The following is a 15,363-nucleotide window of genomic DNA, read 5'->3' on the forward strand; positions in this document are numbered from 1 at the left end:
GGTTGTCGGACCTCTCGCCTAGGCTGGAGGCATGGAGGTCATCTCTCAGATCCAGGCGTACGCGATGGTGGCGCTGGGCGTCATCGTGCTCGGCGTCGAGATCTTCGCGCTCATCGAGGCCGCGCGCGGTTCGGCGATCATGTATCAGGTGCACGGCAAGCTCTCGAAGCCCGCCTGGTTGGCGATCACGGCGGTCGCCGTCCTGCTCGGTTTCATCTCGCTGCTGCGGCCCGTCAGCCTGCCGGGCATCATCGGCATCGTCGCCGCCGGGGTGTTCCTCGCCGACGTCCGACCCATCGTCCGACCGAACAAGCCGAATTCCAACGGCCCGTACGGCCCCTGGTGATCCGCGGTGGCTGCTGAGTTCGTCGACGGCCCGAGCGGCCCGCTCGAGGTGGTGCGCTCCGGTCGCGGGGAGCCGGTGACGGTGTTCGCGCACGGCATGGGCGCCTCCATCCCCTCGACGCGTCCGTACGCCTCGGGCGTCTCGGGCACGCGCGTCTTCTTCCACTTCCGTTCGCACGGCCGCTCGGCGCCGGCGTTCGACGGGTGGGACTACGACCACACCGCCGACGAACTCCTGGCCGTCAGCGACCATGTCGCGGCGACGCGGGCGCTGGGTGTTTCGATGGGTGCCGGTTCGATCCTGCGCGTCCTGCTGCGCGACCCACGACGCTTCGAGCGGGTCGTCCTCGTGATCCCCGCCGTCGTCGACTCGCCGCGCAACAGCGCGGGCCTCGTGCGCTACGAGGCGATGGCGCAGGCCTCGCGTGACGGCGACGCCGCCACGATCCGTGCCCAGCTGGAGCGCGAGCTGCCGGCGTCGGCGCGTGGAAGTGACGCGGCGCAGGCCTGGGTCGATCAGCAGACCGAGGTGTTCCTGCGCCCCGGCATGGCCGAGGCGTTGCGCGACATGCCACACGCCGTCCCGGTCGCCGACGTCGAGGCGCTGCGCGGCCTCGAGCTGCCCGTGCTCATCCTCGCCCAGCGCGGCGACGAGGTGCACCCGGTGAGCTCGGCCGAGCGTCTCGCACAACATCTGCCGAACGCGCGTCTCGAGGTCTTCGACGAGCACGGGCTGCTGTGGGGGCACCGCGCGCGGGTGCGGAAGGTCGTGGGGGAGTTCTTCGACGACCCCGCCGACGACATACGATGACGCCCGTCATGGGTGCAGTGGGGGAGGGGGCGCCGTGCTGAAGTTCGAGCCGTTCATCAAGGATTACGCGTGGGGTTCGCGTGAGGCGTTGGCAAGCCTCGCCGGGCGCGCGCCGAGCGAGGAACCCGAGGCCGAGCTGTGGGTGGGGGCTCACGAAGCGGGGCCGGGCACGTTCGATCAGGGGGGACGTCGCTGCGGCCTCGACGAGCACATTGCGAGCGACCACGCCCACCATCTCGGTGCCCGCTCGCGTGAGCGTTTCGGCGACCGTCTGCCGTTCCTGCTCAAGATCCTCGCGGCCGACAAGGCCCTGTCGATCCAGGCGCACCCGGACGCGAGCCGCGCGGCGTCGGCGCCGGAGGGCACCTACTCCGATGCGTGGCCGAAGCCCGAGGCGTGGATCCCCCTCGTCGAGAGCGAGGCGTTCGCCGGCTCGTTGCCCTTCGCGCAGGTGCAGGAGCGCCTCCGCGCGCTCGGCCTCGTGAGCCTCGAGGCGATGATCGACGCCGCGCGCGGCACCGAGCGTCCCGAGCACGCGCTGCTCAGCATGATCCTCACGCTCGAGACGGAGCGTCAGGGCCCGTTCGTGCAGGAGGTCGTCGCGGCGCTCGAGAGCGTCGTCAAGACGATCGAGGACGACGCCGAGGCGCGCGCCCTGCGCACGGTCCTCACCGTGCACGAGCAGTTTCCGGGCGACATCGGCGTCGTCGTCCTGCTCACGATGCAGCACCACCTCATGACGCCCGGGCGCAGCTACTTCATCGGCGCTGGCGTCCTGCATTCCTTCGTCCGCGGCACGAGCGTCGAGATCCTCGCGAACTCGGACAACGTCGTCCGCGGCGGGTTGACGCCGAAGAAGGTCGACGTCGCCGAACTGCTCGCCATCGTCGACGTGTCGACGCCCGTGACGGCGGACGAACCCCGGCGTCCGCAGCCCGGGATGGCGCGATACCACTCCGAGGTGCCGCACTTCGCGCTGTGGGAGCTTCGACCTCAGAGTGAGCCCCTTGACGTGCCCGCCCACGGCGCGCCCGGTCTCCTGCTCGCGCTCGATGCGCCCGTCAGCGTCGAGTGCGCCGACGAGCGTCTGGTGCTCGGGCCCCTGGAGTGCGCGTGGTGGCCGGCGGGCGACCCACCGGCGCGCGTCACCGGTGAGCGGGGCGCGAGGTTGTTCGTCGCGACGCTCAACGACGAGTGATGCGGGCGCCGTCGTCCGCGGGTGCCACGGCTGCCCAGGCGACGGTGATCTCGCCGAGGCGCCAGCGGTGGACGTCGTCGAGCAGCGGCCAGCCCGACGCCCGCATCGCGCGGGCCGTCGCGATGAACCGCTGACGAGCCCCGTGCGGCGCCAGCGGCGCACTGAGCGTCCAGTGGTGCGACAGTGCAGCGAGAAAGTCATGGATGCGCTCGCCGGGCACGTTGCGGTGGATGAGGGCCTTGACGAGCCTCGGGGCGATGTCCGCGGGGTCGGCGAGGCCTGTGAGGCGGTAGGAGAGCGTGAGGCTGACGGGCCCGCTCGCCTCGAGCGCCACCCACGTCGAACGGCGCCCCAGCTCGTCACACGTGCCGTCGAGCAGCAGCCCGCCCGGCGCCAACCGCTCGAGCACGTGCGCCCAGGCGCCGGCCACCTCGCTCTCGTCGTACTGACGCAGCACGTTCGCGGCCCGCACGATGACAGGGCGCTCGCCGCCCGGTAGCGGCACCTCGAAACCGCCACGGGCGAAGCTCAACCCCTCGAGCGGCGTGCGCGCGATCAGTCGGCGGCCCATCTCGACGCGGCTCGGTTCGATCTCGATGCCGACGGTGCGCACGTCACGGCGCACCGCGCGCAGTCGCGTGTGCAGTTCGACGGCGGTGATGGGGGAGGCCCCGTACCCGAGATCGACGACGACGGGCGAGCCCTCCGAGCGGCGCAGCCGCCAGGCCTGCGGCCCCGCCAGCCACCGGTCCTGACGGCGCAGCCGGTTGGCGTTGGTCGTGCCGCGGGTGACGGCGCCGACGGGTCGGGAATGCACGTGGCGAATCTACCGTTGCCGATGGCGTGGACGAACCCGACGTGAACGATGCCGCTGCCCGCGCGTGGCCACCGAGCGCCCCCGCCGCACCGTCGGACGGGCGCGAAGGAACGAGTCCGGCCACCTCGGCGTCCGGTGAGGCTCCAGAGCGCGAGGTCAAGCACGTCGCCATGGTGAGCGTCCACACCTCACCGCTGTCGCAGCCGGGGACGGGTGACGCGGGCGGCCTCAACGTCTACGTCGTCGAGACGGCGAAGCGGCTCGCGCAACGCGGCGTCGCCGTCGACATCTTCACGCGGCGCACGAGCGCGTCCGTGGGTGAGCAGGTCGAACTGGCGCCCGGCGTGACCGTCCACCACATCGCCGCCGGGCCGTACGAGGGGCTCGGCAAGGACGATCTGCCGGGCCAGCTGTGCGCGTTCGCGGCCGGCATGATGCGGGTCGGCGCGTCGAAGCCGGAGGGGTACTACGACCTCGTGCATTCCCACTACTGGCTCTCGGGCCAGGTCGGGTGGCTCGCGGCCGACCGGTGGCGGGTGCCTCTCATCCACACGATGCACACGATGGCGCGGGTCAAGAACAGTCAGCTCGCCGCGGGTGACACTCCCGAGCCGGCGGGGCGCGAGATCGGTGAGGAGCAGGTCGTCGACGCGGCCACGACGCTCGTCGCCAACACCCCCGGCGAGGCCCGAGAACTCATCGACCTCTACGGAGCCGACCCGGCGAGGGTCACCGTCGTCACCCCCGGCGTCGACCTCGACGTGTTCAGCGCGGGCGACGACATCGTCGCCGAACGTCATGCTGCGCGAGCGGAACTCGGCTTCGAGGAGGACGCTGACGTCGTCCTCTTCGTCGGCCGCATCCAGCCGCTCAAGGCGCCCGACGTCCTCGTGCGCGCCGTCGCTCGCATGATCGAGGACGCCCCGTGGCGCCGCGAGAAGCTGCGACTCGTCATCGTCGGCGGGCCGTCGGGCTCAGGCCTCGACAAGCCCCTCGCGCTGCAGGCGCTCGCGCGCGAGCTGGGCGTCAAGGACGTCGTCGACTTCGTGCCGCCCGTCTCGCGGCGCGAACTCGTCACCTGGTTCCATGCGACGGATGTCGTCGCGGTGCCGTCGCACAGCGAGTCGTTCGGGCTCGTCGCGATCGAGGCGTCCGCCTCCGGCACGCCCGTCGTGGCCGCGGCGGTCGGTGGGCTGCCGACGGCCGTCGGAGACGGCGGCGTCCTCGTCGACGGCCACGACCCGGCTACGTGGGCGCAGGAGCTCGCCGCATTGCTCGACGACCCGCCACGCATCGATGAACTGGGCCGCCGCGCCGCCCGCCACGCTCAGCACCACAGCTGGGACGCGAGCGTCGACAAGCTCCTCGCCGTCTATGAGGACGCGTGCCGGCGGGAGACGAGCTCCGACATCGACGCCTCCCGTGCGCTCGCCGGGGTACCCAGCGCCATCGTGCCGTGACGGTCTGACGGTCTGACGGTCTGAGCGTGCGACGGTCTGACGGTGCGAAGGCCTGACCGGGTGATGCCGCGAGCGGCGACGGCCGCGTAGGTTGGTGTCATGTCTGACGCTGACCTGGTCGAAGCCGCCACCACCCTCGTGCGCGAATGGTTGGAGGCATCCGGCCTCGAATGGGATCTCGGGGCGCGCGAGCGCGAGTTCGTCGTCACGCTGCCGGGGGAGAAGAAGCTCAAGACGGTCGTCTCGCTCGTCGTCGGGGATCGCACGCTCAAGGCGATGGCGTTCGTCGTGCGCAACCCCGACGAGAACCACGAGGACGTCTACCGGCTGCTCCTGCAGCGCAACCTGCGCCTGCCGGGCGTCGCGTACGGCATCGACTCCTCCGGCGACGTCTACCTCACCGGCCGACTGCCGCTGGCGGGGCTCGACACGGCGGGCCTCGACGTCCTGCTCGGCGCGATGCTCGAGGCGAGCGACGGCATCTTCAACGACGTCCTCGCGCGTGGCTTCCTGTCGTCGATGAAGAAAGAATGGCACTGGCGCGTCACGCATGACGAGTCGACGCGCAACCTCGACGCCTTCCGCCACCTCCTCGAGAACGGCCGCGACGACGAGGCGAAGGCGGACGATGAGGCAACGGCGAAAGATCCGACCACCGAGCTGTGACGCCCCACCCTCACACGGGCGTCGGCGATAGGCTGGAGGCATGACGCACACGCTGATCCTGCTCCGTCACGGAGAGTCCGACTGGAACGCCAAGAACCTGTTCACCGGGTGGGTCGACGTGCCCCTCACCGACAAGGGCAGGGCCGAGGCCACGCACGGCGGTGAACTGCTCGTCGAGAACGGCATCCTGCCCGACGTCGTCCACACGTCGCTGCTGCGCCGCGCCATCATGACGGCCAACCTCGCACTCGACGCAGCCGACCGTCACTGGATCCCGGTCAAGCGCAGCTGGCGCCTCAACGAGCGGCACTACGGCGCCCTCCAGGGCAAGAACAAGGCCGAGACGCTCGCCACGTACGGCGAAGAGCAGTTCATGACGTGGCGCCGCTCTTTCGACACGCCCCCGCCGCCCATCGAGAAAGGCAGCGAGTGGAGCCAGGACGCCGACCCGCGCTACGCCGACCTCGGTGACGACGCGCCGCTGACGGAATGCCTCAAGGACGTCATCGAGCGCTTCCTGCCCTACTGGCACGACGAGGTCGTCCCCGACCTGCAGGACGGCAAGACGGTGCTGCTCGCCGCGCACGGCAACTCGCTGCGCGCCGTCGTCAAGCACCTCGACGGCATCAGTGACGACGACATCGTCGGCGTCAACATCCCCACCGGCATGCCCCTCGTCTACGAAATCGACGACAACTTCGAGCCCGTCACCAAGGGTGGACGCTACCTCGACCCCGAAGCCGCCGCCGCAGCCGCTGCCGCCGTCGCCAATCAGGGCAAGAAGTAAGCACCCGCATCTGATGAAGCCCGCCACACCGATCGGTGTGGCGGGCTTCATCAGATCTGGTGCCCAGCGCGCGCGTTTTGTTTTGCGCGCTTCGTCAACGCTCGCCGACGCTGGAGCTGGCTGGCCTCGCAAGCTCGGACCCCAGCCCCGCGACGACGAGCTTGATCCTCAGCGCGCGGTTTCTCTTGCGCGCTTCGTCAACGCTCGCCGACGCTGGAGCTGGCTGGCCTCGCAAGCTCGGGCCCCAGCCCCGCGGCGACGAGCTTGATCCTCAGTGCGCGTTTCCTCTTGCGCGCTTCGTCAACGCTCGCCGACGCTGGAGCTGGCTGGCCTCGCAAGCTCGGGCCCCAGCCCCGCGACGACGAGCTTGATCCTCAGCGCGCGTCGCGCGAGAGGCCCTCGTCCGGGTTGCCGTAGCGACCCGTCACGAGGTACACGATGCGGTCGGCGACGGCAACGGCGTGGTCACCGAAGCGCTCGTAGTAGCGCGACAGCAGCGTCGCGTTGACGCCGGCCTCCATGCCATGCTGCCAGTTGTCGAGCAGCGTCGTGAAGACCTTCTTGTGCAGCTCGTCCATCGCGTCGTCGATACGGCCGATCTCGACGGCCGCGTAGACGTTCTTGGACGAGATCGCATCACCGGTCGCCTTGACGAGACGCTGACCGACGGCCGCCATCTCGGCGATGATCGGGCGCATGTCGTCGGGGATGGCGAGGTTCGGGGCCGCCATGCGGGCGACCTTCGCGATGTGACGGGCGAGGTCGCCCATGCGCTCGATGTCGGAGCTCATGTGCATCGCCGTGACGACCATGCGCAGGTCGGTTGCGACGGGCTGCTGGCGAGCGAGCAGGTCGACGGCGAGGTCGTCGATCTCCCGGCGCAGCGTGTCGATGTCGTCGTCGGCGGCGATGACGCTCTCGGCGACGGTGCGATCGCCCTCGAGCAGGGCGGTGGTGGCGCGCTCGAGAGCGGTGGCCACCATCGTCGTCATCGTGACGAGCTGGTCGGAGATCTTGTCGAGATCCTCGTGGAATGCGTCGCGCATTCGCGTCCTCCTCAGGCTGGCTCCGTGGAGCGCGTGCAGGCATGGCGGATGACCACCCTGTGGTGGTTCCCAGCAGACGTTTCCATGACCTCATGAACGAAGACAAGCGCGAAGGTGAACATCCGGCGACATGTGCGAGGCGCCCGCGCTCAGGGCGCCGCCCGCGGTCATGGTGTGCGTACCCTTGCCCTGTGTCAGACCTCCTCGCCCTCGCCGCCGGTGCAGCCGTCGCCGCCCCGTTGGCCCTGGGCGGGGGATACGCGCTCGGTCGGCGTCCCGAACGACCGCCGCAAGGGGAGACGAGGGGCGCGGCGACAGCCGTGGCCGCGCCGAGCCTGATCGACACCCCTGCCGCGTCGACGACCGACCTCGTGCCTCGCATGCTGTCGCAGGACGCCGCGCGCCTGCTGCGTCTGCTGCGCTCGGGTTGGCTCCTGGTCGACCGTTCTGACCGCGTCGTCGCCTCGAGCGAGGACGCCTCTGCCCTCGGACTCGTGCGCGACGTCGACCTGCGGCACGAGGAGATGAAGCAGGTCGTGCGCCTCGCACGTCGCGAACGCCGCACCGTCGAAGGCGACCTCGACCTGCCGCGCGGCCCGATCGACGACGCCCGCGTCGACCTCGGCGTCCGCGTCACCCCCCTCAACGACGACCTCGTCGTCGTGCTCGTCGAGGACAGGACGCAGGCGCGTCGCATCGAGGAGACGCGCCGCGACTTCGTCGTCAACGTCTCGCACGAGCTGAAGACGCCCGTCGGCGGGCTGCGGTTGCTCGCCGAGGCCGTCGAGGACGCCGCGGACGACGCGGAGGCCGTCGCGCGCTTCGCCGGCCGCATGAAGACGGAGACGGTGCGCCTCGCGAACCTCGTGCAGGAGATCGTCGACCTGTCGCGCCTGCAGGGCGCCGACACCGTCGCCGCGGCCAAGCCCGTCGACCTCGGCGAGTGCGCCGTCCGCGCGACGGAGGAGACACGGCTGCTCGCCGAGAGCCGCAACATCGAGGTGCTGCTGCGCGCCGACGAAGAATCGCACGTCGTCCTCGGCGACGAGAACCTGCTGGCGACGGCCATCCGCAACCTCGTGAGCAACGCCGTCAACTACTCGCCGGCGGACACGCGGATCTCCGTGGTCGTCACGACCGACGACGACGATGTGGCCGTGCAGGTCACCGACCAGGGGATCGGATTGTCCGCGGCCGACGTGGAGCGCATCTTCGAACGCTTCTACCGTGTCGACCCCGCACGCTCCCGTCAGACCGGCGGAACCGGGCTCGGGCTCGCCATCGTCAAGCACGTGTGCGCCAACCACGGTGGCCGCATCCGCGTCTGGAGCGAACCGGGCGTAGGTTCGACGTTCGAGATGCAGTTCCCCTGCTGGAGCGCCGAGCGCGAGCACCACCTCGCCGACCCCGACGCGCCCCTCACCCGCTCAGCCCGCCCGGTGCTCGCGACGAGCGGCGCCCCGACGAAGGAAGTCCAGTGACCCGCATTCTCATCGTGGAGGACGAGGAGTCCTACTCGGAACCGCTCGCGTACATGCTGAAGAAGGAGGGCTACGAGGCCTTCGTCGCAGCCACCGGACCAGAGGGCATCGACACCTTCGAGCGCGGCGGCGCGGACCTCGTCCTGCTCGACGTCATGCTGCCCGGCATGTCGGGCGTCGACGTGTGCCGCGAGCTGCGCAGCCGCTCGAGCGTGCCCATCATCATGCTGACGGCGAAGGACAGCGAGATCGACAAGGTCGTCGGCCTCGAGATGGGCGCCGACGACTACGTGACGAAGCCGTACTCCGGGCGCGAGTTGCTCGCGCGCATCAAGGCCGTTCTGCGCCGCCGCGGCGAGGCGGAGGCGGGCGAGAGCGACGAGCTCGTCGTCGGGCGTGTGGCGATGGACGTCGAACGTCACGTCGTCACTGTGGGGGGCAAGGGCGTCGCGATGCCGCTCAAGGAGTTCGAACTGCTCGAGATGCTCATGCGCAACGAGGGGCGCGTCCTCACTCGCATGCAGCTCATCGACCGCGTCTGGGGCAGCGACTACGTCGGTGACACCAAGACCCTCGACGTCCACATCAAGCGCCTGCGCGCCAAGATCGAACCCGACCCCGGCTTGCCACAGCACATCCTGACGGTGCGTGGGCTCGGCTACAAGCTCGAGGCCTGACGCGGAGGACCCTGCGTACCACCCGCACCCCCGGCGCACGACGAAGGCCGGCATCCCGCGCAGGATGCCGGCCTTCGTCAGGCGTGGGACGCGAACACTAGTGGCTCGTGACGGATGTGCCCTTCTCCTCCTCGCCCGTGGGGGCGGGGGTCGATTCGCTGATGCCGACGTCGTGGCCCTCCTTCGGCTCGACGTCCTCGGCGTGCTCGACCGAGGCTGAGCCGTACGGGTACTGGTCGAGCACGACCGGGACGGCGACCTGCGTCGAGCCGCCGGGCGTGGCCTTGAGCGTCATGTCGATCTGGTCGCCCGGCTTCGAGTCGCCGATCGAGGCGACCTCGACGGGGCTGACCTTGGCGGAGCCGTTGCCGTTCGCCTTGCCGTCGAGGCGCACGCTCTGGCCTGCGGGAACGGTGACCTGCGTGTCGGTGCCCGCGACGGAGAGCGTCAGTTGACGATCTTCGTTCGCCTTGTTGTAGACGAGGCCCTCGAGAGCACCCTTGTGCGTCTTGTCGTCGTTGACGATGAGCAGGTTGACGGCCTTGAGGTCGCCCACCGTGGCAGAGACACCGTCAGCGGGGTCGTACTGCAGCTCCGTCGTGTACGGGTTGATGACCTGGCCGCAGCCGGTCAGGGTGGCGCCGAGCGTCACGGCGGCAAGAAGCACGCCTGCGCGGCGGCGCTGGGGGTTCATGATTCGTCGCGTCACGTGCCCAAGAGTATCGCCACCGCCGCGCGCATGCGCGCACCGGGTGCAGAGGTGACCGAATCGACACACAACTTTTTCGCCGTTCGCCGCGTGTCGCGCACCGCACGCACCTGCGAGGGGGCCTCATCGGGGTGTGCTATGGACCGGTGGCGAGGTTGGAGACGCCGTCGTTTTGCCCGGAATGGCGCGGCTGCGTGGTATTCTTGGGGTCGCGAAAGGGGCTATTACCACATGGAATTCAAAGTCGGCGAGACCGTCGTTTACCCGCACCATGGAGCCGCCACGATCGAAGAGATCAAGGTGCGCAAGATCAAGGGCGAGGACAAGCAGTACCTCGTGCTCAACGTGGCTCAGGGCGACCTGACCATCGAAGTCCCTGCAGAGAACTGCGACCTCGTCGGCGTGCGTGACGTGGTCGACAAGGCCGGCCTCGAGAAGGTGTTCGAGGTGCTGCGCGCCGAGCACACCGAGGAGCCGACCAACTGGTCGCGCCGGTACAAGGCAAATCTCGAGAAGCTTGCCTCCGGTGACGTCATCAAGGTCGCCGAGGTCGTGCGCGACCTGTGGCGCCGCGACCAGGATCGCGGCCTGTCCGCCGGCGAGAAGCGCATGCTCGCCAAGGCCCGCCAGATCCTCGTCTCCGAGCTGGCGCTCGCCGAGCACACGAACGAGGACAAGGCCGAAGCCACGCTCGACGAGGTCCTCGCGTCCTGAACGCCGGAGCCGTCGTCGTCGCCGCCGGGCTCGGCACCCGTCTCAAGGCGGGCCGACCCAAGGCGCTCGTGACCCTGAGGGGGGCTCCCCTCGTGACGCACGCCGTCCGCCGCATCCTCGCGGGGGGCGGCGTGTCGCACGTCGTCGTCGTCACTCCGGCGACGCACGAGAGCGACTTCGACGAGGCTCTCGCCGAGTTCGACCCCACCCTCGTCACGCGCGTCGGCGGCGGCGCGGAGCGCAGCGACTCGGTGCGGGCGGGCCTTGCCGCGCTCGATGCGTCGTGCGACGCCGTTCTCGTCCACGACGCAGCGCGGTGCCTCGCGCCGCCGTCGCTCGTGGCTCGGGTGCTGGCGGCCCTCGACGACGGCGCTGACGCGGTCGTGCCGGGCGTCGCCGTCGTCGACACGATCAAGCTCGTCGAGGCGCGGGAGGCACAGACGGTCGTCGCCTCGACTCCCGCACGCGCCGCCTTGCGCGCGATCCAGACGCCGCAGGGCTTTCGGCGCTCGGCGCTGCTCGCGGCCCACGCCTGCGGCGCCGACGCCACCGACGACGCCGCGCTCGTCGAGCTCGCAGGAGCGGACGTCGTCGTCGTCGCCGGTGACGATCTCGCCCTCAAGGTGACGACGCCGCTCGACATGGTGCTGGCCGAGCACCTGCTCGCCGCGGACGATGCCGTCGCCGGTGAGGTCACCGACACCCACCCGAGAGGTCAGTCATGACGCACCCCGTCTCATCGTCCGGTCGGCCTGAGTCGCCGGTGTCGATGTCGTTGCCGCGCACCGGGATCGGTGTCGACATCCACCCGCTCGCCGACGACGAGCGGGAGCTGTCCCTCGCAGGTCTGACATGGCCGGGGGAGCGTGGCATCGAAGGTCACTCGGACGGCGACGTCGCCTCGCACGCCCTGTGCGACGCGCTCTTCTCGGCTGCCGGGCTGGGCGACCTGGGGCAGCACTTCGGCGTCGACCGCCCCGAACTCGCCGGCGCCCGCGGCGTGACGCTGCTCGCCGAGACGGCGCGCCTCGTGCGCGAGGCCGGGTACGAGATCGGCAACGTCGCCGTGCAGATCGTCGGAAACCGCCCCAAGATCGGATCGCGTCGCGACGAGGCCCAGGCCGCGCTCTCGGATGCGCTCGGCGGCGCGGTCGTCTCGGTCAGCGGCACGACGAGCGACGGGCTCGGCTTGACGGGCCGAGGCGAGGGAATCGCGGCCATCGCGACCGCGCTCATCGTGCCGCGCGCCTGAGGCGTCACCCGTTCGAGCTGTGTCACGCCGTGACGGCGGCTTCCTGATTCCCCGCCTCGGGGCGTCGAAACCCTTGTGATGACGGGGTTGTCAGCGCCGGGGACTACATTGGAACCAAAGTCGGGCACATGCGCCGAGGCCACCTCGAAGCGGTGCACCGACCCGTCGAGCCACCTTCCACACGAGGAGATCTTTCGATATGTCCCAGACGGTCAAGGGCGTCATCGCCCGCAGCAAGAACGCCCCGGTCGAACTCGTCGACATCGTCGTGCCCGACCCCGGCCCCGGTGAGGTGGTCGTCGACGTCGAGGCGTGCGGCGTCTGCCACACCGACCTGTCGTACCGCGACGGCGGCATCAACGACGAGTTCCCGTTCCTGCTCGGCCACGAGGCGGCCGGGCGCGTCGAGAAGATCGGCGAGGGCGTGACGAACGTCGAGGTCGGCGACTTCGTCGTGCTCAACTGGCGCGCCGTGTGCGGCGAGTGCCGTGCGTGCAAGAAGGGTCAGCCCTGGTACTGCTTCGACACGGCCAACGCGACGCAGAAGATGACGCTGGCCGAGGACGGCACGGAGCTGACGCCCGCTCTCGGGATCGGCGCGTTCATCGACAAGACTCTCGTCGCCGCCGGCCAGTGCACGAAGGTCGAGGAGTCCGACGCAGCCGCGGTCGGCCTGCTCGGCTGTGGCGTCATGGCCGGGTTCGGTGCGGCCGCCAACACCGGCCAGGTCGAACGCGGTGAGTCCGTCGCCGTCATCGGCTGCGGTGGGGTGGGGTGCGCGGCCATCGCCGGTGCCGAGATCGCCGGTGCGGCGCGCATCATCGCCGTCGACATCGACGACGCGAAGCTCGAGACGGCGAAGAAGTTCGGCGCGACCCACACGATCAACTCGAAGAACGTCGACGCCGTCGAGAAGATCCGCGAACTCACCGGCGGGTTCGGCGCCGACGTCGTCATCGACGCCGTCGCACGCCCCGAGACGTACGAGCAGGCGTTCTACGCCCGTGACCTCGCCGGCCGCGTCGTCATGGTCGGCGTGCCGACGCCCGATCTGAAGATCGAACTGCCGATGATCGAGATCTTCGGTCGCGGTGGCGCGCTCAAGTCGAGCTGGTACGGCGACTGCCTGCCCGAGCGCGACTTCCCGGCGCTCGTGGCCCTCTACAAGCAGGGCCGCTTCGACCTCGACGCCTTCGTCACCGAGCGCATCGGCATCGACGCCGTCGAGTCGGCGTTCGAGAAGCTGCACGAGGGTTCGGTGCTGCGTTCGGTGGTGGAACTGTGAGCGCCCCCGCGGGCCCGGAAGTCGTCGTCGCCGACGGCGGTCTGCGCATCGAACGCGTCGTCACCTCCGGCACCTTCGAGCTCGACGGCGGTAAGTGGGACGTCGACAACAACGTCTGGCTCATCGGCGACGACGAGCAGGTGATCGTCGTCGACCCGGCTCACGAGGCGGCGCCCATCCTCGACGGCGTCGCGGGCCGCGAGGTCGTTGCCATCGTGTGCACGCACGCCCACAATGACCACATCACGGCCGCCGCCGACGTGCGCGCCGCGACAGGTGCGCCCGTCCACCTGCACCCGGGCGACCGCGTGCTGTGGGACATGACGTACGACTGGGCGCCCGACGAGTCGCTGAGCGACGGGGACGAGCTGCGGGTCGCAGGGGCCACCCTGCGCGTCATCCACACCCCGGGGCATGCGCCGGGCGCGTGTTGTCTGTACCTCGAGGCGCTCGACGTCGTGTTCACGGGCGACACGTTGTTCCAGGGCGGCCCCGGTGCGACCGGTCGGTCGTACTCGGACGAGGACACGCTGCTCGCCTCGATCCGCGCGTCGTTGTTCACGCTGCCGGGCCACACCACCGTCCTGACGGGCCACGGTGAAGCGACGAGCATCGCGGCCGAGGGCGCCACGATCGGAGCTGGGTCCGAGCTGTGAGCATCCGAGGGTGACCCGCGTGTTCCTGCGCGGTGGTTCGACGGACGTGGCGCAGACTGGGAGGATGCGTCGCCCATCGAGCCTGCCCCTCGCCCACACCCGCCCCGATCGTCGCCTCGTGCACACCGGGGCGATCCTGGTCGGCGTCATCACGCTGGGGGCCGTCGGCGCCGGATGCTCCTCGGACGCGAATCACTCGGCGCCCGCGGCGAACGTGTCGTCGGGCGCTGGGGGTTCGGCGTCGGGAACGCACTCGGGCGCTGAATCGCCCGGGTCGTCGACGAGTTCGTCGAGTGCCGCGCCTGCGGCGACCATCACCATCGCCTCGAACGTCGCCCAGGGCTCGCCCCTGGGGTTGTCGCAGCCGGTGACGGTGAGTGCGAAGGGCGCCGATTCGAGCCCGGCACAGGTCACGGACGTCACCGTCACCGACGCGGCGGGCAAGAGCGTCGAGGGCAACTACGACGCGAGCGCGGGCACCTGGACGCCGGCCGGCCTGTTGACCAAGAGCGGCTCGTACACCGTAACGGCCACGGCCGAGACCTCGGACGGGCAGAGCGCGACGAACTCGCGGACCCTCCTCGCCGCCGCAAACGGTGCGAGCACGACCGGCCTCTACGCCGTCACGCCGTTCAAGCGCTCGAACGTCGGCAACGCTCAGCCGGTCGTGCTGACGTTCAGCCAGGCCGTGCCGCAGGCGCAGCGCGCCGAGGTCGCCAAGCGGTTCACCGTGAAGGACACGGCGAACGTGGAGGGCGCGTGGCGTTGGGTCAGCCCGACGCGCCTCGACTACCGCCCGAAGAACAAGTGGCCGGTCGGCGACAGCGTCACCGTCACCGGCTCGATCCAGGGCATGCCGATCGGCCAGACCTGGGGCGCGGGCACGCTCGGTGACGTCGGCTTCGACGTCACCTCCGACCTCGAGGCGGTGTACGACCCCGCGACGCACGAGGTCACCGTCAGCGAGGGTGGCAAGGTCACCCGCGTCATGAAGTCGGGTGGTGGCAAGAAGGGCTTCGAGAGCCTCACCGGCAAGATGGTCGTGACGGGCAAGGAGCGGACGGTACGCATGACGTCGTGCAGCGTCGGCATCTCCTGCACGCCCGGCGAGGCGAACTACTACGACGAGCAGATCAACAACGCCGTTCAGGTCTCCGAATCGGGCACCTACCTGCACGCCGCACCCTGGGACGACCTCATCGGCAAGGCGGACACATCGCACGGATGCTTCCACCTGTCGGCCGCCGACGCGAAGTGGTTCTACGACAAGGTGCTGCCCGGCAACCTGTTCGTCTCCAAGGGCACGAACAACCCCGTCTCCGTGACGAACGGCGAGGGCGACTGGAACCTCACCTGGCAGCAGTGGATCTCCTGAGCCACTGATCGACGCTGCGCCGCTCGATGGTGGGCAGGCGCTCGGGCGGGGCGTCAGGGCTGCGCGTCGCCGATAGACTGTGCG

17 protein-coding genes are annotated in these 15,363 nt (G+C 70.1%); 14 read left to right on the top strand and 3 right to left on the bottom strand.

The genetic code is table 11. The features are described from left to right. Positions 1-31: 31 nt before the first annotated feature. Genes AC1RS9_RS07170 through manA form a run of 3 tightly spaced genes read left to right on the top strand, consistent with a single transcriptional unit; the run spans position 32 to position 2,354 of the window. The gene (locus tag AC1RS9_RS07170) at positions 32-346 is read left to right on the top strand and encodes a DUF2516 family protein (protein WP_006946484.1); all 315 of its coding nucleotides are present in this window, start codon (positions 32-34) and stop codon (positions 344-346) included. A 6-nt stretch (positions 347-352) separates the two neighbouring features. Next, complete coding sequence (locus tag AC1RS9_RS07175) at positions 353-1,156, top strand: alpha/beta fold hydrolase (RefSeq protein ID WP_338811550.1); 804 nt, start codon at positions 353-355, stop codon at positions 1,154-1,156. A 34-nt stretch (positions 1,157-1,190) separates the two neighbouring features. Then, complete coding sequence (gene manA / locus AC1RS9_RS07180; protein ID WP_006946419.1) at positions 1,191-2,354, top strand: mannose-6-phosphate isomerase, class I; 1,164 nt, start codon at positions 1,191-1,193, stop codon at positions 2,352-2,354. On the opposite strand, the gene AC1RS9_RS07185 is transcribed toward manA, so the two are convergent. Then, a complete protein-coding gene (locus tag AC1RS9_RS07185) occupies positions 2,341-3,171 on the bottom strand; it encodes a hypothetical protein (protein WP_006946424.1) in 831 nt (276 codons plus the stop codon). The genes manA and AC1RS9_RS07185 overlap by 14 nt on opposite strands. 26 nt (positions 3,172-3,197) lie before the next feature. On the opposite strand from AC1RS9_RS07185, the gene mshA reads away from it, so the two are divergent. From mshA to AC1RS9_RS07200, 3 genes are all read left to right on the top strand, one after another. Then, the gene (gene mshA / locus AC1RS9_RS07190) at positions 3,198-4,631 is read left to right on the top strand and encodes a D-inositol-3-phosphate glycosyltransferase (RefSeq protein ID WP_422389154.1); all 1,434 of its coding nucleotides are present in this window, start codon (positions 3,198-3,200) and stop codon (positions 4,629-4,631) included. Positions 4,632-4,730: 99 nt separating this feature from the next. Further along, on the top strand, positions 4,731-5,297 hold the full coding sequence (locus AC1RS9_RS07195) for a type III secretion system chaperone family protein (protein ID WP_006946446.1): 567 nt from the start codon (positions 4,731-4,733) through the stop codon (positions 5,295-5,297). A 40-nt stretch (positions 5,298-5,337) separates the two neighbouring features. After that, the gene (locus tag AC1RS9_RS07200; RefSeq protein ID WP_115297010.1) at positions 5,338-6,084 is read left to right on the top strand and encodes a phosphoglyceromutase; all 747 of its coding nucleotides are present in this window, start codon (positions 5,338-5,340) and stop codon (positions 6,082-6,084) included. A 374-nt stretch (positions 6,085-6,458) separates the two neighbouring features. Here the strand turns inward: AC1RS9_RS07200 and phoU are convergent, their stop codons facing one another. Further along, complete coding sequence (gene phoU / locus AC1RS9_RS07205; protein ID WP_006946467.1) at positions 6,459-7,130, bottom strand: phosphate signaling complex protein PhoU; 672 nt, start codon at positions 7,128-7,130, stop codon at positions 6,459-6,461. A gap of 191 nt (positions 7,131-7,321) precedes the next feature. Here phoU and AC1RS9_RS07210 point away from each other — a divergent pair, with 191 nt between their 5' ends. Beyond that, positions 7,322-8,611: a sensor histidine kinase gene (locus tag AC1RS9_RS07210; RefSeq protein ID WP_136788821.1), complete on the top strand. Its 1,290-nt coding sequence runs from the start codon at positions 7,322-7,324 to the stop codon at positions 8,609-8,611. Then, complete coding sequence (locus AC1RS9_RS07215) at positions 8,608-9,288, top strand: winged helix-turn-helix domain-containing protein (protein ID WP_006946427.1); 681 nt, start codon at positions 8,608-8,610, stop codon at positions 9,286-9,288. Before AC1RS9_RS07210 ends, AC1RS9_RS07215 begins: the two co-directional genes overlap by 4 nt. 97 nt (positions 9,289-9,385) lie before the next feature. Here the strand turns inward: AC1RS9_RS07215 and AC1RS9_RS07220 are convergent, their stop codons facing one another. Further along, positions 9,386-9,997, bottom strand: coding sequence for a hypothetical protein (locus tag AC1RS9_RS07220; protein WP_006946420.1), 612 nt, complete (start codon positions 9,995-9,997; stop codon positions 9,386-9,388). Positions 9,998-10,228: 231 nt separating this feature from the next. Here AC1RS9_RS07220 and AC1RS9_RS07225 point away from each other — a divergent pair, with 231 nt between their 5' ends. The 6 genes from AC1RS9_RS07225 to AC1RS9_RS07250 all read left to right on the top strand — a co-directional run bounded on the left by AC1RS9_RS07225 (position 10,229) and on the right by AC1RS9_RS07250 (position 15,279). Next, positions 10,229-10,711 (top strand): CarD family transcriptional regulator, encoded by a 483-nt coding sequence (locus AC1RS9_RS07225; protein ID WP_006946459.1) that lies wholly within the window; start codon positions 10,229-10,231, stop codon positions 10,709-10,711. Beyond that, positions 10,708-11,436 carry a 2-C-methyl-D-erythritol 4-phosphate cytidylyltransferase gene (gene ispD, locus AC1RS9_RS07230; RefSeq protein WP_115297153.1) on the top strand — a complete coding sequence of 243 codons (729 nt, stop codon included), beginning with the start codon at positions 10,708-10,710 and terminating at the stop codon, positions 11,434-11,436. The genes AC1RS9_RS07225 and ispD overlap by 4 nt, the downstream gene beginning before the upstream one ends. After that, positions 11,433-11,963 (top strand): 2-C-methyl-D-erythritol 2,4-cyclodiphosphate synthase, encoded by a 531-nt coding sequence (gene ispF / locus AC1RS9_RS07235; RefSeq protein ID WP_006946445.1) that lies wholly within the window; start codon positions 11,433-11,435, stop codon positions 11,961-11,963. Before ispD ends, ispF begins: the two co-directional genes overlap by 4 nt. A gap of 199 nt (positions 11,964-12,162) precedes the next feature. After that, the gene (locus tag AC1RS9_RS07240; RefSeq protein WP_006946443.1) at positions 12,163-13,248 is read left to right on the top strand and encodes an S-(hydroxymethyl)mycothiol dehydrogenase; all 1,086 of its coding nucleotides are present in this window, start codon (positions 12,163-12,165) and stop codon (positions 13,246-13,248) included. Continuing rightward, complete coding sequence (locus AC1RS9_RS07245) at positions 13,245-13,904, top strand: MBL fold metallo-hydrolase (protein ID WP_006946438.1); 660 nt, start codon at positions 13,245-13,247, stop codon at positions 13,902-13,904. Before AC1RS9_RS07240 ends, AC1RS9_RS07245 begins: the two co-directional genes overlap by 4 nt. A 10-nt stretch (positions 13,905-13,914) precedes the next feature. After that, positions 13,915-15,279 carry a L,D-transpeptidase gene (locus AC1RS9_RS07250; protein ID WP_074040787.1) on the top strand — a complete coding sequence of 455 codons (1,365 nt, stop codon included), beginning with the start codon at positions 13,915-13,917 and terminating at the stop codon, positions 15,277-15,279. Positions 15,280-15,363: the final 84 nt, after the last annotated feature.

This window comes from Dermacoccus sp. MPR-E5 (assembly GCF_058809565.1).